The sequence below is a fragment of the Streptomyces sp. ERV7 genome, assembly GCF_001653515.1.
Lineage (GTDB): Bacteria > Actinomycetota > Actinomycetes > Streptomycetales > Streptomycetaceae > Streptomyces.
In genome coordinates, this window is record NZ_LYOY01000029.1 from 1,592,049 (window position 1) to 1,615,391 (window position 23,343).

Annotated in this window: 20 protein-coding genes and 2 pseudogenes; 10 read left to right on the forward strand and 12 right to left on the reverse strand. The window is 70.0% G+C overall.

What is annotated here, in order from left to right; genetic code table 11:
- The first annotated feature begins 194 nt into the window (after positions 1 to 194).
- The 7 genes from A8W25_RS13445 (at position 195) to A8W25_RS13475 (ending at position 7,263) form a co-directional block, all read left to right on the forward strand.
- Positions 195 to 1,331 (forward strand): acyltransferase family protein, encoded by a 1,137-nt coding sequence (locus A8W25_RS13445; RefSeq protein WP_234386418.1) that lies wholly within the window; start codon positions 195 to 197, stop codon positions 1,329 to 1,331.
- 110 nt (positions 1,332 to 1,441) lie between these two features.
- A complete protein-coding gene (locus A8W25_RS13450) occupies positions 1,442 to 1,639 on the forward strand; it encodes a hypothetical protein (RefSeq protein ID WP_067160277.1) in 198 nt (65 codons plus the stop codon).
- Positions 1,640 to 1,808: 169 nt separating this feature from the next.
- Entirely contained in the window at positions 1,809 to 2,336 is a 528-nt protein-coding gene (locus A8W25_RS34855) for a hypothetical protein (protein WP_234386419.1), read from the forward strand.
- 82 nt (positions 2,337 to 2,418) lie between these two features.
- Entirely contained in the window at positions 2,419 to 3,123 is a 705-nt protein-coding gene (locus A8W25_RS13460) for a DUF6766 family protein (RefSeq protein WP_067160280.1), read from the forward strand.
- A 113-nt stretch (positions 3,124 to 3,236) separates the two neighbouring features.
- Positions 3,237 to 3,572 carry an SCO4225 family membrane protein gene (locus tag A8W25_RS13465; protein ID WP_067160283.1) on the forward strand — a complete coding sequence of 112 codons (336 nt, stop codon included), beginning with the start codon at positions 3,237 to 3,239 and terminating at the stop codon, positions 3,570 to 3,572.
- Between the two features lie 88 nt (positions 3,573 to 3,660).
- Complete coding sequence (locus A8W25_RS13470; RefSeq protein WP_067160285.1) at positions 3,661 to 4,095, forward strand: GNAT family N-acetyltransferase; 435 nt, start codon at positions 3,661 to 3,663, stop codon at positions 4,093 to 4,095.
- A 246-nt stretch (positions 4,096 to 4,341) separates the two neighbouring features.
- On the forward strand, positions 4,342 to 7,263 hold the full coding sequence (locus A8W25_RS13475) for a glycoside hydrolase family 48 protein (protein WP_067160288.1): 2,922 nt from the start codon (positions 4,342 to 4,344) through the stop codon (positions 7,261 to 7,263).
- A 75-nt stretch (positions 7,264 to 7,338) separates the two neighbouring features.
- Here A8W25_RS13475 and A8W25_RS13480 read toward each other — a convergent pair whose 3' ends face one another.
- The 11 genes from A8W25_RS13480 to A8W25_RS13530 all read right to left on the reverse strand — a co-directional run bounded on the left by A8W25_RS13480 (position 7,339) and on the right by A8W25_RS13530 (position 19,771).
- Positions 7,339 to 8,646 (reverse strand): pectate lyase family protein, encoded by a 1,308-nt coding sequence (locus tag A8W25_RS13480; RefSeq protein WP_067160291.1) that lies wholly within the window; start codon positions 8,644 to 8,646, stop codon positions 7,339 to 7,341.
- A 27-nt stretch (positions 8,647 to 8,673) separates the two neighbouring features.
- The gene (locus A8W25_RS13485; RefSeq protein ID WP_067160294.1) at positions 8,674 to 9,486 is read right to left on the reverse strand and encodes a rhamnogalacturonan acetylesterase; all 813 of its coding nucleotides are present in this window, start codon (positions 9,484 to 9,486) and stop codon (positions 8,674 to 8,676) included.
- The gene (locus A8W25_RS13490) at positions 9,483 to 10,838 is read right to left on the reverse strand and encodes an ABC transporter substrate-binding protein (protein WP_067160297.1); all 1,356 of its coding nucleotides are present in this window, start codon (positions 10,836 to 10,838) and stop codon (positions 9,483 to 9,485) included. Before A8W25_RS13490 ends, A8W25_RS13485 begins: the two co-directional genes overlap by 4 nt.
- Positions 10,839 to 10,939: 101 nt before the next feature.
- Positions 10,940 to 12,451, reverse strand: a complete 1,512-nt coding sequence (locus A8W25_RS13495) for a glycoside hydrolase 43 family protein (RefSeq protein ID WP_067160300.1) — start codon at positions 12,449 to 12,451, stop codon at positions 10,940 to 10,942.
- Positions 12,448 to 13,317 carry a PmoA family protein gene (locus A8W25_RS13500; protein WP_067160302.1) on the reverse strand — a complete coding sequence of 290 codons (870 nt, stop codon included), beginning with the start codon at positions 13,315 to 13,317 and terminating at the stop codon, positions 12,448 to 12,450. Before A8W25_RS13500 ends, A8W25_RS13495 begins: the two co-directional genes overlap by 4 nt.
- Entirely contained in the window at positions 13,314 to 14,501 is a 1,188-nt protein-coding gene (locus A8W25_RS13505; protein WP_067160305.1) for a Gfo/Idh/MocA family protein, read from the reverse strand. Before A8W25_RS13505 ends, A8W25_RS13500 begins: the two co-directional genes overlap by 4 nt.
- On the reverse strand, positions 14,498 to 15,298 hold the full coding sequence (locus A8W25_RS13510; protein WP_234386420.1) for a carbohydrate ABC transporter permease: 801 nt from the start codon (positions 15,296 to 15,298) through the stop codon (positions 14,498 to 14,500). Before A8W25_RS13510 ends, A8W25_RS13505 begins: the two co-directional genes overlap by 4 nt.
- A gap of 109 nt (positions 15,299 to 15,407) precedes the next feature.
- On the reverse strand, positions 15,408 to 16,349 hold the full coding sequence (locus A8W25_RS13515) for a carbohydrate ABC transporter permease (RefSeq protein WP_067160308.1): 942 nt from the start codon (positions 16,347 to 16,349) through the stop codon (positions 15,408 to 15,410).
- Between the two features lie 85 nt (positions 16,350 to 16,434).
- Positions 16,435 to 18,195 carry an L-arabinonate dehydratase gene (gene araD, locus A8W25_RS13520; protein ID WP_067160311.1) on the reverse strand — a complete coding sequence of 587 codons (1,761 nt, stop codon included), beginning with the start codon at positions 18,193 to 18,195 and terminating at the stop codon, positions 16,435 to 16,437.
- A complete protein-coding gene (locus tag A8W25_RS13525; RefSeq protein ID WP_067160314.1) occupies positions 18,192 to 19,118 on the reverse strand; it encodes a dihydrodipicolinate synthase family protein in 927 nt (308 codons plus the stop codon). Before A8W25_RS13525 ends, araD begins: the two co-directional genes overlap by 4 nt.
- A complete protein-coding gene (locus A8W25_RS13530) occupies positions 19,115 to 19,771 on the reverse strand; it encodes a GntR family transcriptional regulator (RefSeq protein ID WP_107470667.1) in 657 nt (218 codons plus the stop codon). Before A8W25_RS13530 ends, A8W25_RS13525 begins: the two co-directional genes overlap by 4 nt.
- 343 nt (positions 19,772 to 20,114) lie before the next feature.
- Here A8W25_RS13530 and A8W25_RS13535 point away from each other — a divergent pair, with 343 nt between their 5' ends.
- The 3 genes and pseudogenes from A8W25_RS13535 to A8W25_RS33410 all read left to right on the forward strand — a co-directional run.
- Positions 20,115 to 21,107, forward strand: a complete 993-nt coding sequence (locus A8W25_RS13535; RefSeq protein ID WP_067160317.1) for a pectate lyase family protein — start codon at positions 20,115 to 20,117, stop codon at positions 21,105 to 21,107.
- 58 nt (positions 21,108 to 21,165) lie between these two features.
- Positions 21,166 to 21,993, forward strand: a complete 828-nt coding sequence (locus tag A8W25_RS13540) for a pectate lyase (RefSeq protein ID WP_067160320.1) — start codon at positions 21,166 to 21,168, stop codon at positions 21,991 to 21,993.
- An 87-nt stretch (positions 21,994 to 22,080) separates the two neighbouring features.
- A pseudogene (locus A8W25_RS33410) lies at positions 22,081 to 22,779 on the forward strand (right-handed parallel beta-helix repeat-containing protein); the annotation flags it as partial.
- Here the strand turns inward: A8W25_RS33410 and A8W25_RS32310 are convergent.
- Positions 22,749 to 23,327, reverse strand: a pseudogene (locus A8W25_RS32310) (flavoprotein); the annotation flags it as partial. The pseudogenes A8W25_RS33410 and A8W25_RS32310 overlap by 31 nt on opposite strands.
- Positions 23,328 to 23,343: the final 16 nt, after the last annotated feature.

Below are 23,343 nucleotides of genomic sequence, written 5' to 3' on the forward strand. Positions count from 1 at the left end.
GAGCCCCGGCGGGCACGTGGCCTGGACGTGCCCGACGGCGGCCGGTTCCGGGGCTCCGGGCCGACCACGTGGGGCGCCGCCGCGACTCCCCGTCCCTGAGCCCGGGACACACCCAACTCCCCACGAATTCAGGAAGGTTATCCATGACGCACGGCGTGCCACGGACGCCTCGCGAGGCATCCGGGCGGGACAGCGTGCCCGCTCGCGGTCTCTCCCGGCTGCCCTCGCTGACCGGACTGCGGTTCCCCGCCGCGCTCCTGGTCTTCATCAGCCATGTCGGGCAACCCGTTCCCCAGACGCGTCTGTTCGAGGACGACAAGCTGGCCATGGACCTCAACAAGGCGACGGAGAAGGCCGGTTCGCTGGGTGTCGCGTTCTTCTTCGTGCTCAGCGGCTTCGTCCTGACCTGGTCCGCCCGCCCGAACGACACCGCCCGGGCCTTCTGGCGCCGCCGGTTCGCCAAGATCTACCCCAACTATGTGATCACCTGGGGCCTGGCGATGCTCCTCTTCGCCTCCGCCTACACCCCGACGCGCGTCGCGCTCGCCAACCTCTTCATGGTCCAGGTGTGGATACCCGACTTCACGTACCTGCTGAGCGTGGACCCGGCGAACTGGTCGCTCGGCTGCGAGCTGATCTTCTACGCCTCGTTCCCCCTGCTGCACCGCCTGTTCCTGCGCATCGACCCGGCCCGGCTGAAGTACTGGATCGGCGCCGTCGTCGCGGCGATCATCCTCACACCGCTGTTCACCTACAACGTCCTGCCCGACTCCCAGTCCGTCCAGCTCAACACCTCGGCGGCCGCCGACGCTTCGGTGGAGCAGTTCTGGTTCGCGTACTTCTTTCCGCCGGTGCGTCTGCTCGACTTCGCGCTCGGCATGCTGGTGGCGCACGCGGTGCTGAACGGGCGCTGGCGCAACATCGGCCTCCTGTGGTCCAGCGTCCTCCTGGCCGGCAGCTACTGGCTCGCGCAGGAGTCGGACATGCTCTACGCCCAGCGCGCCACCTCCATCATCCCGATCATCCTGCTGATCGCGGCGGCCGCGATGGCCGACGCCAAGGGCGAGTTCACCCTCTTCCGCAACCGCACGATGGTCTGGCTCGGCGAAATATCCTTCGCCTTCTACCTCCTGCACTTCATCGTGCTTGCCTACGGCCGCAAACTCCTCGGCCACGACCTCTACTCGACGCCCGTGGCGAGCGCCCTGGCCGCTGCCCTGTTCGCGGTGAGCGTCCTGACGTCCTGGGCCCTGTACGCACTCGTCGAGCGGCCCATCACCCGCCACTGGTCGAGACCCCGCCGGGAAAAATCCTGTCGCCGCAGATTCTGACGGCTCTGCAGGGGCACGGGAACCGTCACCGGACCTTCACACAACCGGCCCGTTACGCGCAGAGATGAGGGCACCCGTGAACGGCCGTCTTCTGCGAGGAGTCCGGAGCCATGTTCATTGTTGCGTGCCTGTTGCTGCCGGCCGTCGCGGCGCTGCTGTACGGCATGGACCGCGTCGAAGACTGGCTGACCCACGTCCCGAGGCCGCCTCGCCACGCCCGTACGCGCCACCTGCGTCTCATCCACGGGGGCAAGGAAGGCCCGGTCACGCGGTCGCAGACAGCGGGCCGACGCTCGGACGCGGCCTGAGCGGCGCCAGTGGCGGCTCTTGCGGGCCGGTCACCGCCCTCGGCGGGTGCGGGTGTGTTCCGCTCTGGTCCGGACGGGGGACAGTGCGCCGGTGACCGGCGCGGTTTCGCTCCTGCGGGTAGGGATAGCGAAACCCTTCGCCCCCGAGCCCGCGCATGGGAGGAGTTCCGTGGACGCGACCGTGCTCCTGCGCGAGGACCCCAGGACCACGACAGGCGCCTCGGATGCCGTCGGCCCTGCCCGGCGCCGACAGCCGATGTGGGGGCCTCGCGCGCCCCGCTCGGCATGGCGTCGAGCGGCGGCGTCGGCGCTCTGCGCCGGAGCGATCGGCGCCCTGCTGATGGCATGCGGGGCGAGCTCGGGCAGGGTGGACGGCGCCCGCGACGCGAGCCGCGCGTTCCAGCGTGCCGTGGCGGCGGGCGACTATGCGGCGGCATGCGGTCTGTTGGCCCCCGGGACGCGGCGGCAGTTGGAGGAGGACGAGAAGAAGCCGTGCGGTCAGGCGTTGCCGGGGCAGGAGCTCCCCACCGCCGGCCCCGGTGACAGCGCTGAAGTGTACGGACGGCAGGCCGCGATCAGTGCGGGCGGGCAGAAGCTCTTCCTGGCGCAGTTCACCGGCGGATGGAAAGTCGTCGCGGCCGGCTGCACGCCACGGGGCGGCGAGAAGCCCTATCGCTGCGTGGTGAAGGGCGGCTGAGCATGCGCGCACTCTTCTTCACCTGTCTCGCCGTCGTCTTCGGCGGACTGGGGTACTTCATCGCGATCGGAGCGATGTACCGATGACCCGGCACAGCGGACGGAGCGACCGGCGCGCCAACTTCTGGAAGGACAACAGCCTCACCCTCGCCTTCGGTACGGGCTTCCTCCTCACCCTGCTCGGCCAGGCGCTCGCCGGGCACGCCGAGTTCAACGAACAGCTCACCGTGGCCGACCTCCAGCCGCTGAGCCTCGGCGAGTACATGATGTCCTCGGACTTCGCCGTCGATGTCACCGAGAACTGGCAGTCCGAGTTCCTGCAGTTCTTCCTCTATATCTTCGGCACCGTCTGGCTCGTCCAGCGTGGCTCACCCGAGTCCAAGGAACCGCACGAGAGGGGACCCGAGAGCGAGAGCGAGCAGCGCATGGGGGACCACGCGCGGGAGGACTCCCCGCGGTGGGCGGGCACCAAGGACTGGCGGCAACGGGTCTACTCCCGCTCCCTGGGGCTGCTCATGGGCCTGCTGTTCCTGCTGTCCTGGCTCGCCCAGTCGATCTCGGGGGTGGCCGCCCACAACGAACAGCAGCTGAGCCGGCTCCAGGACCCGATCAGCTGGGGCTCCTACCTGGTGTCACCCGAATTCTGGGCCAGGACCCTGCAGAACTGGCAGTCCGAACTCCTGGCGGTCGCCGCCATGGTCATCCTCTCCGTCTACCTCCGCCAGCGCGGCTCCCCGGAGTCCAAGCCGGTCGGCGCGGCCCACGGCGCCACGGGCGTCGAGGGGTGAGGATCCGCCGGAGCGTTGAGCAGGCCAGGTGGACGCACTGGGTACGGATACTCACGACAGGGCCTCGGTTCCGCCTGATCCTGGGGACAGACCGCGTCACCCGGAGGCAACCGATGAACGCTCGCACCCTCATACGTCTGACGTTCGCCAACCCCGCTTCGGCGATCTATCTCGGGCTCTTCGGCGGATCCGTCGCGATCGCCGCCGCCGTCACGCTGTTCAGCTCGGACCCGGGATTCATCTGGGTGTGGCCGGCCCTCCTCACCTTCCCCGCCCTGTTGTTCGCGGTTGCGGTCGGTCAGGGAGCCTGGGGGACGGGAGAGGTGCCCACCTGGGTCCTCGTCGGCGGGCTCATCACCTGCGCGCTCGTCCAGTCATTCGTCCTTGGAGTGCTCCTGAAGGCTCTCCGTGGCCGCCGCCGGGGGCTCACCCATCCCCACCACGGCTGAAATCGCCCCCCATCGTTCGGCCACGCCGTCCGATCGGGCGCCAAAATTTACTTGGAAATTCCAAGTGGCGTGGCTACGCTGACGCTCCATGATCACCAGCAGTGGGAGCAGCGGCTATGAACTGTCCACGGACCCGGCTCGTCTCGACGTGGCGTTGGTGCACCGATGGCTGTCGACGGACGCGTACTGGGCCCTGGGGCGCACCCGGGAAACAGTCGAAGCGTCGATACGCGGATCCCTGAACTTCGCCCTCTTCGACGCCACCGGTGAGCAGGTCGCCTACGCCCGCGTGGTCACCGACCGCGCCACCTTCGCCTGGCTGTGCGACGTCTATGTCACTCCCGGCCACCGCGGCAGGGGGCTGGGAACCCGGCTTGCCGAAGCGGTTCGTGAGCACCTCGCGCCCTATCGGCTCAAGCGGGTGCTCCTCTCGACGTTCGACGCCCACGGGGTCTACGCGAAGGCCGGATTCACCCCGGTCCCGCACCCCGAGAACTTCATGGTCTTGAACGCGGAAGGGTGAGCGGGGCCGTCGCGCGGTGTACGGGGTGACCCTCGTGGTGGGGGTCACCCGCTTGCGGATCTCCCCAAGGTCCCCTCGCACAAAGCCAGTTGTGGCGTCTTCCCCTCGTACGCATTCGGCGCCCAATCGCGGAACGGCCCTTGACAGCCCCTCCCTGCCTCATGCAGTTTGGGAGCGCTCCCACAGGTTCAAAGCTCGCGCACAGCACCGCGCCCCCGTCACCGAGCCGCTTGGAGTGACCCCCACATGCCCTCGCGCACCAGACGCAGGCGAGGTCTGCGCCGCCTGCTCCTCACCTACGCCACCGCACTCTCGCTGCCCCTCGGGGCGATCGCCGCCGGAGCTGTTCCCGCAGCTCACGCCGCCTCCGTCCAGTGCGGTGTCGACTACAAGACCAACGACTGGGGCTCCGGTTTCACCGCCGACATCACGGTGACCAACCGGGGCTCCGCCGCCATCGACGGCTGGACACTGACGTACGCCTACGCGGGCAACCAGCAGTTGACCAACGGCTGGAACGGCACCTGGACGCAGTCCGCGAAGACCGTCACGGTCAAGGCCGCCGACTGGAACAAGACCATCGCCGCCGGTGGCGCCGTCACCGCCGGCGGTCAGTTCACCTACAGCGGCACCAATACCGCGCCCACCGCGTTCGCCCTCAACGGCACAGCCTGCACGGGCGCCCACCAACCCCCGATCACCGTGCTGACCAGCCCGGCGGCGGGGGCCACCTACACGGTGGGCGACCCGGTGCCGCTCGCCGCGACGGCGGCCGCCGCGGACGGGGCGTCGATCGGCAAGGTCGAGTTCTACAGCGACACCACCCTGCTCGGCACGGACGCCACCGCGCCCTACGCGTTCTCCGCGACCGGGCTCACCCCGGGCGACTACTCGGTGTATGCCAAGGCGTACGACAGCCTGGGCGCCTCGGCCGAGTCCGCTCCCGTCGGCATCCACGTCACCAGCGGACCCGCCGTCGTCGCCTCGCCCGGCCAACTCTCCGTCCAGCAGGGCAAGTCGGCGACATTCGGCGTCAAACTGTCCACCCAGCCGACCGCCAACGTGACCGTGAGCGTCGCCCGTGCCTCCGGTAACACGGGGCTCTCCCTCACGTCCGGCGCGAGCCTGCTCTTCACCCCGTCGAACTGGAACACCGCCCAGCAGGCGACGGTCACCGCCGACGCGACCGGCACCGGCGCGGCCGTCTTCGCGGCCACCGCCCCCGGTCACGCCAAGGCCGAGGTCACCGCTACCGAACTGGCCGCGTCCAAGACGTATGACGCACGCTTCCTCGCCCTCTACGGGAAGATCACCGACCCGGCGAACGGCTACTTCTCGCCCAAGGGCATCCCGTACCACTCGGTGGAGACGCTGATCGTCGAGGCGCCCGACCAGGGGCACGAGACGACTTCGGAGGCGTACAGCTATCTGATCTGGCTGCAGGCCATGTACGGCAAGGTCAGCGGCGACTGGTCCAAGTTCAACGGTGCCTGGGACATCATGGAGAAGTTCATGATCCCCACCCATGCCGACCAGCCCACCAACTCCTTCTACAACGCCTCGAAACCGGCCACGTACGCGCCCGAGGGAGACCTTCCGTCCCAGTACCCGGCGCAGCTCGACCCGTCCGTCCCGGTCGGGAACGACCCCATCGCGGGTGAGCTGAAGAGCGCCTACGGCACCGACGACATCTACGGCATGCACTGGCTGGAGGATGTCGACAACGTGTACGGGTACGGCAACGGGCCCGGCACCTGTGAGGCCGGGCCGACCGCGTCCGGGCCCTCGTACATCAACACCTTCCAGCGCGGCCCCCAGGAGTCCGTCTGGGAAACCGTTCCCCAGCCCACCTGCGACACCTTCAAGTACGGGGGGAAGAACGGGTACCTGGACCTGTTCACCAAGGACGCCTCGTACGCGAAGCAGTGGAAGTACACCGACGCCCCCGACGCCGACGCGCGTGCCGTGCAGGCCGCCTACTGGGCGGATGTATGGGCCAAGCAGCAGGGCAGGGGCGGCCAGGTGACCGCGACCGTCGCCAAGGCGGCGAAGATGGGTGACTATCTGCGGTACTCGATGTACGACAAGTACTTCAAGCAGCAGGGCAACTGCGTCGGGCCGACGACCTGCCCGGCCGGCAGCGGCAAGAACAGCTCCAGCTATCTCCTGTCCTGGTACTACGCCTGGGGCGGCGCCACCGACGCCTCGGCGGGCTGGGCCTGGCGCATCGGATCCAGCCATGTGCACGGCGGCTACCAGAACCCCCTCGCCGCCTGGGCGCTCAGCTCGTACGCCGATCTGAAGCCCAAGTCGGCCACCGGCTCGGCCGACTGGGGCACCAGCCTCAAGCGGCAGCTGGAGTTCTACCGCTGGCTGCAGTCCGACGAGGGCGCCATCGCGGGCGGAGCTACCAACAGCTGGCAGGGCCGGTACGCGACGCCGCCCGCCGGTACACCCACCTTCTACGGCATGTACTACGACGAGGCCCCCGTCTACCACGACCCGCCCTCCAACCAGTGGTTCGGGTTCCAGGCCTGGTCGATGGAGCGGGTCGCCGAGTACTACCAGCAGAGCGGTGACACCGCCGCCAAGGCGGTGCTCGACAAGTGGGTGGGCTGGGCGCTGTCCAAGACCACCGTCAACCCGGACGGCACCTATCGCATCCCGGCCACCCTCCAGTGGTCCGGCAAGCCCGACACCTGGAGCTCGGCCTCCCCCGGGGCCAATGCGGGCCTGCACGTCACCGTCGCCGACTACACCGACGACGTGGGCGTCGCCGCCGCCTACGCCAAGACCCTCACCTACTACGGCGCCAAGTCCGGCAACACGGCGGCGAAGTCGATGGCCAAGAAGCTCATCGACGGTATGTGGGACCACAGCCAGGACGCGCTGGGCATCGCGGTGCCCGAGACCCGTACGGACTACAAGCGGTTCGCCGACCCGGTGTACATACCGAGCGGCTGGAGCGGGACCATGCCCAACGGGGACAGGATCGACCCGGCGTCGACCTTCACCTCGCTGCGCTCCTTCTACAAGAACGACCCGGCCTGGTCGAAGATCGAGACCTATCTCGCGGGCGGCGCCGCCCCGGTCTTCACCTACCACCGGTTCTGGGCCCAGGCCGACATCGCGATGGCCATGGGCGCGTACGCGGAGCTGCTCGAATAGCCGACAGCTCCGTGGCCCCGGTCCGTCCTGCCCGCCCCGCAGGGACGGACCGGGGCCCTCATGCCCGGCAGGGGCTCAGCCGGCCCCTCCCGCGCCCGCCCGCCTGCCGACCAGGCCGGGCAGGGCGCGCGGGTCGTCCACCCGGGTACGCAGTGCGGGTGTCCACCCGGCGCCGGAGCGGAGTGCCTCGCCGGGCATCTCCGCGTTGTGGACGGCGACCAGGTCGACGCTGTGGCCGTTGACGTAGTTGCCGGTCGCGGTGACCGGTGCGTCGCTCCACTTCTTGAGGATGTTCGCGGCGGACACCCCGGCCGGAAGCGTGAACGCGTTCTTCTCCGCGACGAGCTGGGACTGGTGGCCGATGCCGAAGGCGTACTGGTATTTCTGCTCTCCGGTGACGGTGTACAGGTTGTTGTACGCGTCGACCTGGCCGAAGCGGACGCGCGGGGCGCGCTCGACGATCCCGGCGAAGAGGTTGTGGTGGAGCGTGACCTTCAGTCTGCCCGCGTCGCCGGTGGCACCGTCGCTGTTGCCGATCATCAGCGTCTTGTCGTGGTCCTTGAACGCGTTCCAGGAGACCGTCACGCGGTCGGCGCCCTTGACGATGTCCAGCTCGCCGTCGTGCTGTTCGTAGATCTTGCCGAAGTAGGAGGGCAGGGTGCTGTCGGGGTGGGCGCCGTCGGTGAACGTGTTGTGGTCCATCCATATGTGCGTGGAGCCGTGGACGACGGCGCTGTCGTACTCGGAGTTCCAGGCGCCGGTCCTGTTGTCGTCGGTGGGGTCCCACTGCGGGAAGCAGTCGAGGGGGCTCTCCAGTGTCAGGTTGCGGACGATGACGTTGTCGGCGCCCTTGATCTGGAGGCTGCCGCCGACAATGCCCGCGTTCCCGCCCACGCCGATGAGGGTGGTGTGGGACGGGACCTCTGCCGTGATCGCCGGCTTCTGGCGCGCGGCCGAGGCGGCGCGCAAGTCCTCCTGTACCCCGCTGACCTGCTTGTCGTGGCCCCAGACCGCGGGGTCGTAGTCGGCGAGGTACCGGGCGAAGTCGTAGCCCTCGGCGGCGAAGGCCGCGCACCCGGAGGCGGTGGCGTCGAGCGTGCCCTTGACCTTGATGATCTTCGGGGTGTCGCCGCCCTTCCGGAGCGCGGCCTTCAGCTCGGCCCAGGTGGTGACGGTGTAGACGTGCGCGGCATCCGCCCGCGCGCCGCCGGTGGTGCCGGAGCCGGTCGACCCCCAGCCGTCGCCCGGGGGCAGGGACTCACGGCCCAGGTCATGGCTCCGGGCGTGGGCGGAGCCCACGGTGGACGTCAGCGCGAGCACCAGCGCCGCGCATGCGGCCGTCGCTGCTGCCCGGTGGGCCTTCCTCGTGTACGTGTGCGTCATGCGGTTCTCCTCACAGAGCGGTAAGGGTCAGGGGGCCGCGGGCCAGGTGATCCAGGACTCGGGGATCGTGTCGTCCAGGCGCCGCAGGTCGCGGGGCGCGAGCAGTCGCTGATCGCGAAGCCGCCGGGCCACCTGCCGCGCCACGGCGATCGCGCCCGGCGGATTGAAGTGGGTGTTGTCCTGCTCCGTGGCGGTCCAGTTGAAGTACTTCTTCGTCTCCTCGGCCCCGAGCCGCTGCCACAGCGCCAGCGACAGGGCCTGGATGTCGAGCAGAGGTGTGCCCGTCTGCCCGGCGAGGGCCCGCATCGCTGCCGGGTACTCGCCGTGCGTGGGCAGCGCGGTGCCGTCGGCGGCGAACTTCCGCCGCTCCACGGAGGTGAGCAGCACCGGCCGGGCTCCGTGCGCCCGCGCCCCGTCCACGTACTGCCGCAGACAGGTCCGGTAGGTGGACCAGGGCTCGGTGTAGCGCGCCGGGTCGTTCTTCTTCTCGTCGTTGTGGCCGAACTGGACGAGCAGGAAGTCGCCCGGCTCGATCAACTTGAGGATCGCGGCGAGACGTCCCTCGTCGAGGAAACTCTTCGAACTCCGGCCGTTGACCGCGTGGTTGGCCACGTGGAGGCCTTGGTGGAGGAAGAAGGGAAGAGCCATGCCCCAGCCGGTCTCCGGGGCCGCGTCGGCGTATTTCTGTGCGGCCGTGGAGTCTCCGGCGATGTGCAGGGTGCGCATACGGCGGGGGACTCCCGGGGTCGCGTGGGCGGCGGGGCCGGTGGCCGCGGCGAGGGCGAGGGCGCCTGCGGCGGCCAGCGCGCCGCGACGGTCGAGGGCGGCGGCGGCCGTCACTGGTTCTGCTTCTTCCACTCGGCCTGCGCCTTGTTGAGCTGGTCGGCCAGCGAGTCGAGGAAGTCCTTCGCGGACGTCTTGCCGAGCAGGACCTTCTGGAAGGCCGGCTCGTTGGCGGTCTTGGAGATGGTGTTCCAGTCGGGCAGGTAGTACGGCAGCTGCACGATCGTGGTGCTGCCACTGGTGAGGGCCTCGGCGGCGAGACGGGTCGGCTCCGCCTTCTGGATCCACGGATCCTTGGCGGCATCGGTGTTGGCGGGGATGGCGCCCGCCGACTCGTTCCACTTGCTGTTGGACTCGTGCGACGCGGCGAACTCGATGAACGTCCAGGCAGCCTTCTTGCTCTTGCTCGTCCTGAACAGACCGAGCCCGTCGACGGGGTTGGACACCTGAACCCGGGTGCCGCTGTCCGTCGTCGGGTTGGGCAGACCGCGGAACTTCTCGGTGCCGAGCGCCTTTACATGGTCCTTGTAGGAGCCGAGGTTGTGGTTGAGCATGCCGATCCGGCCGCTGTCCCACTGGGCGACCATCTTGGTGAAGTCGTTGTTCACGTCGGCCGAGGGGGTGGCCTTCTTGTAGAGGGCCGCGTACTTCTCCAACGCCTCGACGTTCTTGGCGTCGTTGACTGTTGTCGTCGTGCGGGACGCGTCCCAGAACGAGGTGATGCCGCTCTGGCCGTACATCGCGTCCAGCGCCTGGGCGAGGGAACCGGCACCGCCGCGGATGGTGTAGCCGAACTGGTTCCTGCCGCTGTCGGTGAGCCTGGCGGCCGCCTCGTAGAACTTCGACCAAGTGGTGGGCGCGGCAAGGCCCGCCTCCTGGAAGAGGTCGGTGCGGTAGTACAGCACGCCGTTGCTGGCGGAAGTCGGAACGGTGTACAGGTCCTTCTTGCCGCCCGCCGCCTTCACCGACTCGACCATGCCCGTGTTGAGCTTGCCGTTGAGGGCCGGGCTGGTCGCGACACGGTCGCCCACCGGCTCCAGCGCGTTCTGGCCCACGATCCCCGCCAGCATGGCCGCGCCGACCCCGCCCACGTCGGGCAGTCCGCCGCCCTGGATGGCGGTGTCGTACTTGGACTGGACGGAGGCGGCGGGAATGCCGACGTAGTTGACCTTGATGTCCGGGTACTTCTTCTCGAAGTCCTTGATGATCTGCATCCAGATGTCCCGGCGGACGGCCGTGTTGTTGTCCCAGAAGGTGATCTCGCCCTTTCCGCTGCCCTCCTCGCCCTTGCCGCCGCTGGTGCCGCCGCCGTCGTCACCGCAGGCGGAGGCGGTCAGGGCGAGGGCGGCGGCCAGGGCGAAGGCGGTGGCCGCGTGACGGCCTCTGCTGCGGCGCGTGCTGTCGCTCATGGATTTGGTACGGCTGTGCGCGCTTCGGGGGTGATGCATGGTGGCTCCCAACGGGCGTACGGGGTGGGGTGTGCTTGCGGGGGTGAGCTGTCGGGGCGGGGTCAGTCGCTGACCCGGAAGTGCCGGAACAGGGCCGTCCCGGCGGACCTCCTGCCGGGGGGTGCTCCGGCGAACAGGCAGAGCAGGGCACCCACCCAGCGCCAGGGTGTGGCGGCGAAGACCTGGCCCGAGGGCCGGAATCCGTCGCCGGTGTCCGCGTACAGGCGGCAGCGCGCCCCGGCGGTGACCTCGATACGCAACCGGGCCGAGGCGGACGGCGCCGGGCGCGGGTGCGTCGCGTCGCGCTCCTGCCCGGTGGCCGGTTCGGCGAACCGGTGCACGAGGTGGGTCGAGCCGTCGGCGCCGCGCTCCAGACCGATCCAGGTGTAGGCGTCACCGAGGACCGCGAGCCCGGCCCGGGAACCCGGCGTGGTGGCGTCGAGCTGGAGGTCCACGTCCACGGTGCGGCACGACAGCGGAAGGCGCTGGGTGAGCAGGTGCGGCAGAAGCCGTAGATCACGTACGTCCGGCGAGCGCACACAGGTCAGCCGGAGCCCGTCCCGTGTGTGGCTGACCGCCCAGCCGGGCTGGGGGTTGGCGGTCCACTGCCACTGGAGTCCGAACCGGCCGCCGGGGAACAGGTCGTCGGTGGCAGGCGCGGACGGCGGCTGCGCGGGCAGGTCGGGTGTGGTGTGGACGCGTACGGGTGTTCCGCTGGCGCCGATCACCGGCCAGCCGGTGTCGTCCCAGCGCACCGGCTGGAGATGGACGACCCGGCCGTACGCTCCGCGCTGCTGGAAGTGCAGGAACCAGTCCTCGCCGGAGGCGGTGCGGACCCAGCCGCCCTGGTGCGGCCCGTTGACCGGTGTGTCCCCCTGTTCGAGGACGACCCGGTGCTCGTAGGGGCCCAGGAACGAGCGTGAGCGGAAGACGCCCTGCCAGCCGCTCTCCACACCCCCGGCGGGGGCGAAGATCCAGAACCAGCCGTCGTGCCGGTACACCTTGGGGCCCTCGATCGTGAACCAGCCCGGGATCCGGTCGCCCTCGACCAGTACATGGCCCTCGTCGAGGAGTTCGGCTCCGTCCGGGCTCATCCGGTGGCCGGTGAGCCGGTTCTTGATGCCGGAGCGCGACTTCGCCCAGGCATGCACGAGGTACGCCTCGCCGGTGTCCTCGTCCCACAAAGGGCACGGGTCGATGAGCCCCTTGCCCGCCTTGACGAGGTGCGGACTGCTCCAAGGGCCTCTGATGTCAAGGGCGTTGGCCTGGTAGATCCCGTGATCGGGGTCGCCCCAGAAGATCCAGAACAGGCCGTCGTGGTGGCGGATCGACGGCGCCCACACCCCGCAGTCGTGCCGGGGCACGGCGAACGCCTCTTCGGGCACGAGCCGGTCCAGGGCGTGTCCGATGAGCCTCCAGCTGACCAGGTCGCGCGAGTGCAGCAGCGGAAGACCCGGTGCGCGGCCGAAGCTGGAGGCGGTGAGGTAGAAGTCGTCGCCGACGCGGACGACGTCCGGGTCGGACCAGTCGGCGTCGAGGACCGGATTGCGATAGGTCGTCGCTCGCGGGGTCATCCCTTCACCGCCTTCAGGGCAAGGGCCTGCGCCTCGCGCGGACGCAGCCGTCCGTCCGCGACGACCGTGACCACACGCCGTACGAGGGACGCGCCGGGTGCGATGGCGAGCCGGCGGGCCGCCGCGAGGGACGAACCGACGCCCGGATACTCGGCGGCGCGCACGAACCAGGGGTCGCGCCGGGTCTCGGCGGTGGCGCCCGCGAAGACGAGGGTCCACTCCTCTCCCACCAGCGCCAGCCACTCGGCGGGCGAGCCGTGCGCGGCGGCTTCGCCGACGGCGTCCGGCGTGCACACCTCGGGAGCCCCCTGCCCCCTGGGCGCGCGCCAGAAGAAGCCCCCGTAGCCGGCGCCCGGGCGGCCGTTGGTCGCCGGACTGCCGAGGGTGACGGTGGTGGGGGAGAGGTTGGTGAGGCAGAGCGTGAAGTCCAGTGCCCATGCGGTGGGGGAGAGACCGGTCACCGAGACCGTACGGCGTTCGCGCAGCAGTTCGCGCTCGCCTGCTCGCCACCCGAGCTCCTCCACGAAGCCGTCGGGGCCGCGCACCACGAAGCTCTCGTGGCGTTGGACGCCGTGGTTGTCGAGCTCGGTGGGGCCCTGGCCGCGTACAAAGGTGCGGCCGCCCCAGAAGTTGTGCCCCTCGACGTCCGGTACGGCGACCGACACACCGAGGTGGTGCGGGTGGTCGGTGGGCCGGTGTTCGGTGACGGGGGTGCCCGCGAGGGTGGTGACCGGGTGGAGGAAAGGGCGCGGCGACAGGCGCGGCTCGCACTCCGGGTGGACGGTGTAGTGCGCCACGGGGTGCCCGGCGCAGCGCAGCGTCAGCGACGAGGGGGAGGAATGCCCTTCGGCGGTACAGGGGTTCATGAGGTCCTCGCCCCGCTGTTCGCGTGCGCGCCTGCCGTGGCGGCAGCCCAGAAGGCTCCGAGGCCGCTGTAGCTGTTGAGGGTGTCGGCGGACGCGGTGATGAGACCGTCGATGCCGTGGACGACGCGGCGCACGGCACCCTCCTCCCTCGTCGCGTGGCTCCACGCCTGGGGCGGCAGGACAACCGGATCGGGCGCGGTGCGAATCGCTTCGACGACCTTCATGAAGGCGCCGGTCGACTCCGGGGGGACCAGGAGCGCGGCGCGGCCTTCCAGGTGGTCGAGGAGGTTGTCGAGGAGGTCGGTGCGGCCGTGGAAGGACTCCGAGGGGCCGTGGCCTGCCCGTTGCACCAGGACGCGGTCCTGCTTGTACCAGAAGGTGATGCGGCCCCGGCTGCCGTGCGCGACGACGTACGGCTCGCCGGGACGCTCGGCGCACAGGGTCGCGGCGACGGTGATCCGGCGCCCCGACGTCGTGGTGATGCCGACGTACGAGGTGTCGTCGGCCTCGATGTCATGGGCGCGGAACAACTCCGTGCGGATCGTCCCGACGTCCGCGGCGCGGGTCGAGCCGTCCAGGGCGAGTGCGGTGGCGACGGCGTGCGCCAGGGGGTTGGTCAGGACGCCGTCGACGACATCGGTGCCGTTCAGGCGGCGGCGCCCGGCCCAGGGCGCACGGCGGAAGTACGCCTCGTCGCGGGCCCATGCGCCCGCCGCGCCGATGCCGAGAAGGTCGCCGATCGCGCCGCCCGCCATCAGGTCGCGTATCGCCTCGATCGCGTGCGAGCCCAGTGACTGGAAGCCGATCTGCGCGGCGGTGCCCGTCGCGGCGACCGCGTCGGCCGTCCGCTGGAACTCCGCGTACGAAGGGGCGGGCGGTTTCTCCAGGAGGAGGTGTACTCCGCGCTCTGCGGCGGTGACTGCCAGGTCGGTGTGGGTGTGTATGGGTGTGCTGAGGACCGCGACGCGGGCGCCCGTGGAGTCGAGCAGATCCGCGAGGTCGGTGGACTGCTCGGGAGTGCCGAAGCCGTCGAGTTCGGCGGGGCTCAGCGGAGTGAGCTCGCAGACTCCGGCGAGGCGTACCCGGCCGCCGCGCGCGAGTCGGCGGATGTTCTCCAGGTGCTGACGCCCGTGGCCGCGCGCACCCGCGAGGACGACGGGGACCGGTTCGTGGCGGGGGCTCATCCCTTCACCGCCCCTGCGCTGAAGCCGGTGACCAGCCACTTCTGGATGAAGGCGAAGACCAGGACGACGGGGAGGGCCGAGATGACACCGCCTGCGGCGAGCGCTCCGAGGTCGACGCTGTCGGCGCCCATCAAGGTGGCCAGGCCGACCGGGATCGTCTGCTTGTCCTGGTTGCTGAGGAACATCAGCGCGAAGAGGAAGTGGTTCCAGCTGTGGACGAAGGCGAAGGAGCCGACGGCTATCAGGCCGGGGCGCAGCAGTGGGAGGACCACCGCGCAGAAGGCGCGGAAGCGTCCGCAGCCGTCCACCCAGGCGGCCTCCTCCAGTGAGTACGGCACGTTCTTGATGAATCCGCTGATCAGGATCATGGAGAGCGGGAGCTGGAAGACGGCCTCGGCGATGATGACGCTGCCCAGTGAGTTGATCATCCGCAGGTCGGCGAAGATCTGGAACAGCGGTACCAGCATCAGCGCGCCCGGGATGAACTGCGAGCACAGCAGCGCCAGCATGAACGCGCGCTTGATCCTGAAGTCGAAGCGGGCGAGGGCGTAGCCCCCGGCGAGCGCCACGACCGTGGTCAGCAGCATCGAAAGGAGCCCGACGATCAGGCTGTTCTTGAAGAAGAGCGCGAAGCTGCGCTGGTTCCAGACCTTGTCGAAGTGCTCAAGGGTGAGCGGCCACGGCGCCAGCGAGGTGGAGCCGGTGGGCCGGAACGCGAAGAGCAGCATCCAGTAGAAGGGCACGAGGGTGAAGAGGAGGTAGAGGCCCAGCGGGAGGTATATCTGCCAGCGGGGCACCTCGTCCCAGGCGCGGCGCTTCGACGGCTTGACGTCCTGGCGGCGGACGGGGGTACGGGCGGGGGCGGGGCCGTGGGGGTGGTGGCCCGTGTCCCGGCTTCCTCGGTGATCACTTCTCCTGCCCTCCGAACTTGCTGAGCCGCAGATAGACCATCGAGAAGAACAGGAGGATCACGAAGGCGATGGAGGTCAGTGCGGAGGCGTAGCCGAAGTCGTGCGAGTCGACGGCGATGGAGGCGATGCGCAGCGGCAGCGTGGTGGTCTCGCCCGCGGGGCCGCCGCCGGTGAGCGTGTACAGCAGGTCCACGTTGTTGAACTCCCATACCGCCCGCAGCAGCGTGGAGAGGATGATGGCGTCCTTGAGGTGCGGCAGCGTGATGTGGAAGAACTGCCGTAGCCGGCCGGCGCCGTCGACCTCGGCGGCCTCGTACAGATCCTTCGACACGGACTGGAGGTCGGCCAGGATGAGGATCGCGAAGAAGGGCACCCCGCGCCAGAGCTCGGCGGTGACCACGGCCGGGAAGACGGTGGAGGTGTCGGAGAGCCAGGACGTTCCGTAGGTGCCGACTCCCGCGTCCGCGAGGTAACGGGTGATGCCTGTCTGGGAGTTGTAGATGAGCATCCAGATGGACGAGGTGAGCACGCCCGAGACCGCCCACGGGGAGAAGACGAGGGCGCGGGCGAGGGCGCGGCCGACGAACGTCTGGTTGACGATCAGCGCGAGGCCCAGGCCGAGCAGCAGTTGCAGGACGACTTGGACGACGACCCACTGGAGGCTGAACCCGAGGGTGTGCCAGAACTCCGGGTCCTCGGTGAACGCCTTGGTGAAGTTGTCGAAGCCCGCGAAGCCGTTGCGCCAGGGTTTGGCGGGGTTGAAGTGCTGGAGGCTGTAGTAGAAGACGCTGAGGACGGGGTAGGCGATGAAGCCCAGCATCAGCAGGGCGGCCGGCGCGATGAGCAGATAGGGCAGTGTGCGTGGGGTGGCTCCGGTGCGGCGGGGGCTGCCGGACCGCTTGGGTGGCGGCTTGGCCACGGCGGCGGCTTGGGCCATGACGGGTCTCCGATCGGGAACGTGCGGGGCAAGCGCTTGCCGCACATTGTTCGAAATATCGAACAAAAAAAGAGGGGTGTGCGGGTCAGCCGGCGTACGGGTCCGGCACCGTGCCGGGCCGGGCGAGGAAGGCGAAGTCGCATCCGGTGTCGGCCTGGGTGATCTGCTCGGTGTACAGGGCTCCGTACCCCCGCTCGAACCGGGCGGGCGGCGGCGTCCACTCGGCCCGTCGGCGCGCCAACTCCTCGTCCGCCACGTGGAGATGGAGACCGCGGGCCGGGACGTCGAGGGTGATGAGGTCGCCGGTGCGGACCAGGGCGAGCGGGCCGCCCACATGCGACTCGGGTGCGATGTGCAGCACGCACGCGCCGTACGAGGTACCGCTCATACGGGCGTCCGAGATCCGCACCATGTCCCGCACGCCCTGCTTGAGCAGATGGTCGGGGATCGGCAGCATCCCGTACTCCGGCATGCCGGGACCGCCCTTGGGGCCGGCGCCGCGCAGGACCAGGACACTGTCGGCGGTGATGCCGAGCGAGGGGTCGTTGATCGTGCGCTGGAGCAGGCGGTAGTCGTCGAAGACGACCGCAGGACCGGTGTGCCGGAGCAGGCGCTGCTCACAGGCGATGTGCTTGATGACGGCGCCGTCCGGACACAGATTGCCGCGCAGCACCGCGAGCCCGCCCTCGGCCGCGACCGGTTCGGCGCGGGGCCGGATCACGTCGTCGTGGTGGACCTCGGCCGTGGCGAGCTGCTCGCGCAGGGTGTCGTGCGCGACGGTCGGCCGCTCCAGGTGGAGCAGGTCGGTGATCCGGGAGAGCAGCCCGGGCAGCCCGCCCGCGAAGTGGAAGTCCTCCATGAGGTAGGTGTCGCCGCCGGGCCGCACGTTGGCGAGCACCGGAACGGTCCGGGCGATGCGGTCGAAGTCGTCGAGCGTCAGCTCGACGCCCGCCCGCCGGGCCATCGCGATCAGATGGATGACGGCGTTGGTGGAACCGCCGAGTGCGAGGACCGTGGTCACCGCGTCCAGGAAGGCGTCCTCGGTGAGGATCGCGGACAACGTCCGCTCCTCGTGGACCAGTTGGACGATCCGCAGCCCCGAAGCCGCTGCCATGCGGTCGTGCTCGGAGGCGACGGCGGGGATGGAGGAGGCGCCGGGAACCGTCACCCCGAGGGCCTCGGCCGCCGCGGTGAGCGTGGAGGCGGTGCCCATCGTCATGCAGTGGCCGGGGGAGCGGGCCAGGCCGTTCTCCAGGCCGGCCAGTTCGCAGTCGCCGATCAGCCCGGCCCGTTTGTCGTCCCAGTACTTCCACATGTCCGTGCCGGAGCCCAGGACCTGGCCCCGCCAGTGGCCGGGCAGCATCGGCCCCGCGGGCACGAACACGGCGGGCAGGTCGACGGAGGTCGCACCCATGAGCAGCGCGGGCGTCGACTTGTCGCAGCCGCCCATCAGCACGGCCCCGTCCACCGGATACGAGCGCAGCAGTTCCTCGGTCTCCATCGCGAGGAGGTTGCGGTAGAGCATCGGGGTGGGCTTCTGGAAGGTCTCGGACAGCGTGGAGACCGGGAATTCCAGGGGGAAGCCCCCTGCCTGCCACACCCCCCGCTTGACGGCCTGGGCGCGGTCGCGCAGATGGACGTGGCAGGGGTTGATGTCGGACCAGGTGTTGAGGATCGCGATGACCGGCTTGCCCAGGTGCTCCTCGGGCAGATAGCCGAGCTGGCGGGTGCGGGCGCGGTGGCTGAAGGAGCGCAGGCCGTCGGTGCCGTACCACTGGTGGCTGCGCAGTTCCTCGGGAGCGCGGCGGCGCGGCTCCCCGGGGCTCGGTGACTGGGCCGGGCTCATATGCCCCACCCCGCGACCGCGCCCCACCCCTCGACGATGGCGGCGACCTCCTCGCGCCCGGCCGCGTCCAGCGGTCTGCTGGGGGAGCGCACATCGCGCCGGCACAGACCGAGGACGGCCAGGGCCTCCTTGACCACGGTCACGTTGTTGGCGGAGGAGTCGGCGGCACGCAGTTCCTCGAAGCGGCGGATCTGCTCCCACACCCGCATGGCGGCCGGATGGTCGCCCGACCGCAGTGCTTCGAGCATGGCCAGGGACACTTTGGGTGCGACGTTGACCAGGCCGGAGGTGAATCCGGTCGCCCCTGCGGAGAAGTACGAAGGCGCGTACGGTTCGGCGAGACCGGCCACCCACACGAAGCGCTCCAGGCCGGAATCGCGGGCGAAGGCGGCGAACCGCGCCGCGTCCGGCACCGCGTACTTCACCCCGATCACGTTCGGGCACACCTCGCCGAGCGCCGCCAAGTGCCTGCCCGCCAGGCCCGCGTTACGGATGTACGGGACGACGCCCAGCTCCGGGACGGCCTCGGCGATGGCCCGGTGGTAGTCGACCCAGCCGCCCGCCGCGACATAGGGATGTACGGGCTGATGGACCATCAGCATGTCGGCGCCCGCCTCCCGCGCGTGCCGGGCGGCGCCGATGGCGGTCGGCACATCGTGCCCGACACCGACGACGATCGCCGCTCGGCCGGCAGCCTCCGAGACGGTCGACTCGACGACGGCATCGCGTTCTTGGGGTGTCAGCGCGTAGAACTCGCCGGTGTTCCCGTTCGGCGTCAGCGTCCGCACACCGCCGTCGAGCAGCCTGCGCAACAGGGCGCGGTGTGTGTCACGGTCGATGGAGCCGTCCTCGGCGAACGGGGTCACCGGGATGGCCACGACATCGGCCAGGGCGGCGCGCATGGCCTCGTACGTCGTCGTCACAGCGAACCGTCCTCCCCCTGCGCCTGGGGGAAGGCCCGCTCGACGAAGGACGCGATGTGGGCGTGCAGGGCGCGGGAGGCGCCGTCCGCGTCGCCGGCCAGGGCGAGACGCAGGATCTCCCGGTGCTCGGCGGCCTCCCGCTCCCACGACGGGTCGGCCGCCCAGGCGACCGCGGAGACCAGGGCCGCCTGGTCGCGCACCTCGTCCAGCATCCGCGCGAGCAGCGGATTGCCGCACGGCAGGTACAGCGCCCGGTGGAACTCCCGGTTGGCCAGGGAGCGTTCGGCGGTGTCCGCCGCGCGGTCGGCGCGCTCCAGCGCCTCGCGTGCGGCGTCCAGGTCCGCCGTACCGCGCACGGTACGGCGCAGCGCCTCGGGTTCGAGGAGCAGCCGCACGTCGTACACCTCGCGCGCCATGTCCGCGTCCACCATGCGTACCGTGACGCCCTTGTACTGGTTCATCACGACGAGCCCGGTGCCGGCCAGCGTCTTGAGCGCCTCGCGCACGGGGGTCTTGGACACCCCGTAGTGCGTGGCGAGTTCGACCTCGACGAGGGCCTGGCCGGGGGCCAACTGGCCGGTGAGGATACGGTGCTTGACGGCTTCCAGGACGAACTGGGTCCGCGAGGGGATGGGTGTGGGCACAGAGGTCATGCGCGCCTCTCGACTGTCACGTAGCGCGTCTCATATATGACGCATCAGGTACGACGCGATGAAAGTAGAGCCGATTCCGTTGCGCGTCAACGGATCTGACGCCGTGACATCCGAACCGCCCGGGGCGTTGACGAGAAAGCGCTTACCATCTACGTTCCATTCATCAGTGTGACCCCCGATTGCTCGCCCGTGCAGCACGCGCCGAGGTAGCGGCAGTTGCCGTGCATGGCCGCGATCAGAGCGAGTCAGGTAGTAGAACACTGTTCCACACGCTGAACCGTCGGGCTCATCCCCCATCGCCCGAACCGATGCGCCACATCCCGATCCGAAGGGACCCATCCGCATGCGCACTCACGCCCCCCACAAGCGCCGCCGCACCCTTCTGCTCGCCGCGACCGCCGTCGCCGCCACGGCACTGGCCGGGCTGCCCCAGTCGGCGGGCGCCGTCGGCGCGCCCCTCGTCGCCGCCGACACCGCTCCCGTCGGCTTCGGCGCCGGCACCACGGGCGGCGGCAGCACCGCCCCGGTCACCGTCTCCACCCTCGCCGCCTTCAAGACCGCCGTCACCGGCGACAGCGCCAAGGTCGTCAAGGTGAGTGGGCTGATCCCGCTCAGCGGACAGATCGACGTCGGCTCCAACACCACGGTCCTGGGCGTCGGTTCGGCCTCCGGGTTCACCGGTGGCGGCCTGCGGGTGAAGCAGGAGACCAACGTCGTCATCCGCAACCTGAACATCAGCAAGCCCGTGGCCCCGGCCGACGGCATCACCGTGCAGAAGTCGACGAAGGTGTGGATCGACCACAACACCTTCTCCTCGGACCGCGACCACGGCAAGGACCACTACGACGGGCTCGTCGACATCACCCACGGCTCGGACCACGTCACCGTCTCCTGGAACACCTTCAAGGACCACTACAAGGGCTCGCTCGTCGGGCACAGCGACAAGAACGCCTCCGAGGACACCGGGCAGCTGCGGGTGACGTATCACCACAACCACTTCAGCAACGTCAACTCGCGCGTTCCCAGCCTGCGGTTCGGCACCGGCCACTTCTACGACAACTACGTCGAAGGAGCCGACACCGCCGTGCACTCCCGGATGGGTGCCCAGATGCTCGTCGAGAACAACGTCTTCCGCTCGACGAAGGTCGCCGTGACCACCAACCGCGACAGCGGCACCGACGGCTATGCCAACCTGCGGGGCAACGACCTCGGCGGCGCCGCCCTGGAGGTCTCCCGTACGGGCTCCCTCACCACCGCGCCCTACACCTACACCGCCGAGCCCGCCTCGTCCGTCGTCGCTTCGGTGACCGCGGGAGCCGGAGCCGGAAAGCTCTGACGGCCGCAGGTCCAAGCAGGGGTCCAGCAGGTCCAGCAGGAGCACAAGGAGACGAGACATGGCTTCATCAGCACCGGCCCGCTCGCGTACGCACCGCCGCGCTTTCGCGGCGGGAGCCGCGGCCTTCGCCCTGGCCGGTACCGCGATCCTCGCGGGCTCACTCACGGGAACGGCCAACGCGGCCACCACCACGGCCGCCTGGCCGACCCCCACCAAGAGCAAGCCCGTTCCGGCGACCATCGAGGTCTCGGGCGTGTACGACGGAAAGATGCAGCGCTTCTACGGCAGCGGCGACCTCGGCGACGGCGGCCAGAACGAGAACCAGTCCCCGTTGTTCCAGCTCAAGGACGGGGCCGTCCTGTCCAACGTCGTCATCGGTGCGCCCGGCGCCGACGGTATCCACTGCCTGGGCACCTGCACGCTCAAGAACGTCTGGTGGGAGGACGTCGGCGAGGACGCGGCCAGCTTCAAGGGCAAGTCCGCCTCCGCCGTCTACCGGGTGGAGGGCGGTGGCGCGAAGAAGGCCTCGGACAAGGTCTTCCAGTTCAACGGCGCCGGCACCCTGACCGTGACCGGCGGGTTCCAGGTCGCCGACTTCGGCAAGCTCGTCCGCAGCTGCGGCAACTGCTCCACGCAGTACAAGCGCAAGGTGGTCGTGGACAACGTGGACGCGACCGCCCCCGGCAAGGCGCTCGTCGGCATCAACAGCAACTACGGCGACAGCGCCACCCTGCGCAGCGTCCGTATCCACGGCGACAGCAGCAAGAAGATCAAGCCGTGCGTGCGCTACGAAGGCAACAACACGGGAACCGAGCCCAAGGTGCTCGGCAGCGGACCGGACGGCACGTACTGCCGCTACTCGGCCTCCGACATCACCTACAACTGACCGTATTCCACGGCCGGTTCCCCACCGCCGCCCGGCGCGGACCACGCCGGGCGGCGGTACCACCCCTCACACAACACGGGAGGCCGGATGCCCGGCACAGGCAGGATCACGAGCGCCGTACTGGGGGCCGCGCTGACGGTCGCGGCCACCGTGGCGGCACCCGGCACGGCATCCGGTGCGGTGGCTGCCGCACCGGGCATCGTCGTGGCCACGAACGGCGACGACTCCGCGCCCGGCACCCTCGCCCGGCCGCTGAGGACCATCCAGAAGGCCGTGGACCGGGCACGCCCCGGCGACAGCATCGCGGTGCGGGCAGGGACGTACGCCCTGGACGACAACATCACCATCACCACCTCGGGCCAGGCGTCGAAGCCGATCGTCCTCGGCGCGTATCCGGGGGAGCGGGTCGTCATCGACGGCGAGCGGCTGCCCGCCAGCCACACCCCGGTCGGCGGCAGCATCCCGCGCGCCGAACGCGGCGCGATCCACCAGGAGGCCTCCTACTGGCGGATCTCCGGCCTGGAGATCGTCCACGGCCCGTACGGCTACTACTGCGACGGCTGCGGTCACAACGTCTTCTCGCGGCTGAGCACCCACGACAACTACGAGTCCGGATTCCAGTTGCAGGGCGCCTCGGGCGACAACCAGATCCTCGACCTCGACAGCTACGACAACCGTGACCCCCGCAAGAACGGCGAGAGCGCGGACGGGCTCGCGATCAAGGAGGGCAGCGGTACGGGCAACGTGGTGCGCGGCGCCCGGCTGTGGAACAACGTCGACGAGGGCAGCACCACGGCGCCCGCCTCGTCCAGCGCCACCAGGTGGCGGAGCGTCTGCCCGTTCAGCGGGGTCTCCCGCACCGCGACCACCAGCCGGCGCCGCTCCTTGAGCGTCACGCTCGCCGCCCGCTGCAGCAGGTCCTTCGAAAGCCCCAGCGCCACCCCGGCCACACAGGCCGTGCTGGCGGGCACGATCAGCATCCCCTTGACCGGATACGAGCCGGACGACGGCCCGGCGCCGAGGTCCCCGGCGCTCCAGTGCCTTACGCCTTCGAGTGAAGCCCCGTCCACGTCGAAGGTCCCGGGCTTCCCGTCCGCCCCCCGCGCCAGCCACTTCGCGAGGTCCTCGCGCCAGTGCGCGTCACGGAAGGCGATCCCCGTCTCGTCGAGCAGCGTGAGCCGCGAGGCACGCGAGACGACCAGGTCGACGCTCTCGCCCGCCGCCAGCAGCCCGCGCAGCACGGCCGCCGCGTACGGCGTCCCCGAAGCGCCGGAGACGCCGACGACCCAGGGCGTGCGGGGCCGCCCCGCCTCTCGCTGACTGTGTACGTTCACCTGCTCCACGTGTCCG

Excerpts from the sequence above, each read along its gene's own strand:
- A8W25_RS13495 (WP_067160300.1), bottom strand. The coding sequence starts at position 12,451 with ATGACCCCGCGAGCGACGACCTATCGCAATCCGGTCCTCGACGCCGAC.
- A8W25_RS13465 (WP_067160283.1), top strand. The coding sequence starts at position 3,237 with ATGAACGCTCGCACCCTCATACGTCTGACGTTCGCCAACCCCGCTTCG.
- A8W25_RS13490 (WP_067160297.1), bottom strand. The coding sequence starts at position 10,838 with ATGAGCGACAGCACGCGCCGCAGCAGAGGCCGTCACGCGGCCACCGCC.
- A8W25_RS13500 (WP_067160302.1), bottom strand. The coding sequence starts at position 13,317 with ATGAACCCCTGTACCGCCGAAGGGCATTCCTCCCCCTCGTCGCTGACG.
- A8W25_RS13470 (WP_067160285.1), top strand. The coding sequence starts at position 3,661 with ATGATCACCAGCAGTGGGAGCAGCGGCTATGAACTGTCCACGGACCCG.
- A8W25_RS13515 (WP_067160308.1), bottom strand. The coding sequence starts at position 16,349 with ATGGCCCAAGCCGCCGCCGTGGCCAAGCCGCCACCCAAGCGGTCCGGC.
- A8W25_RS13540 (WP_067160320.1), top strand. The coding sequence starts at position 21,166 with ATGGCTTCATCAGCACCGGCCCGCTCGCGTACGCACCGCCGCGCTTTC.
- A8W25_RS13480 (WP_067160291.1), bottom strand. The coding sequence starts at position 8,646 with ATGACGCACACGTACACGAGGAAGGCCCACCGGGCAGCAGCGACGGCC.
- A8W25_RS13535 (WP_067160317.1), top strand. The coding sequence starts at position 20,115 with ATGCGCACTCACGCCCCCCACAAGCGCCGCCGCACCCTTCTGCTCGCC.
- A8W25_RS13505 (WP_067160305.1), bottom strand. The coding sequence starts at position 14,501 with ATGAGCCCCCGCCACGAACCGGTCCCCGTCGTCCTCGCGGGTGCGCGC.
- A8W25_RS13450 (WP_067160277.1), top strand. The coding sequence starts at position 1,442 with ATGTTCATTGTTGCGTGCCTGTTGCTGCCGGCCGTCGCGGCGCTGCTG.
- A8W25_RS13460 (WP_067160280.1), top strand. The coding sequence starts at position 2,419 with ATGACCCGGCACAGCGGACGGAGCGACCGGCGCGCCAACTTCTGGAAG.
- A8W25_RS13530 (WP_107470667.1), bottom strand. The coding sequence starts at position 19,771 with ATGACCTCTGTGCCCACACCCATCCCCTCGCGGACCCAGTTCGTCCTG.
- A8W25_RS13475 (WP_067160288.1), top strand. The coding sequence starts at position 4,342 with ATGCCCTCGCGCACCAGACGCAGGCGAGGTCTGCGCCGCCTGCTCCTC.
- araD (WP_067160311.1), bottom strand. The coding sequence starts at position 18,195 with ATGAGCCCGGCCCAGTCACCGAGCCCCGGGGAGCCGCGCCGCCGCGCT.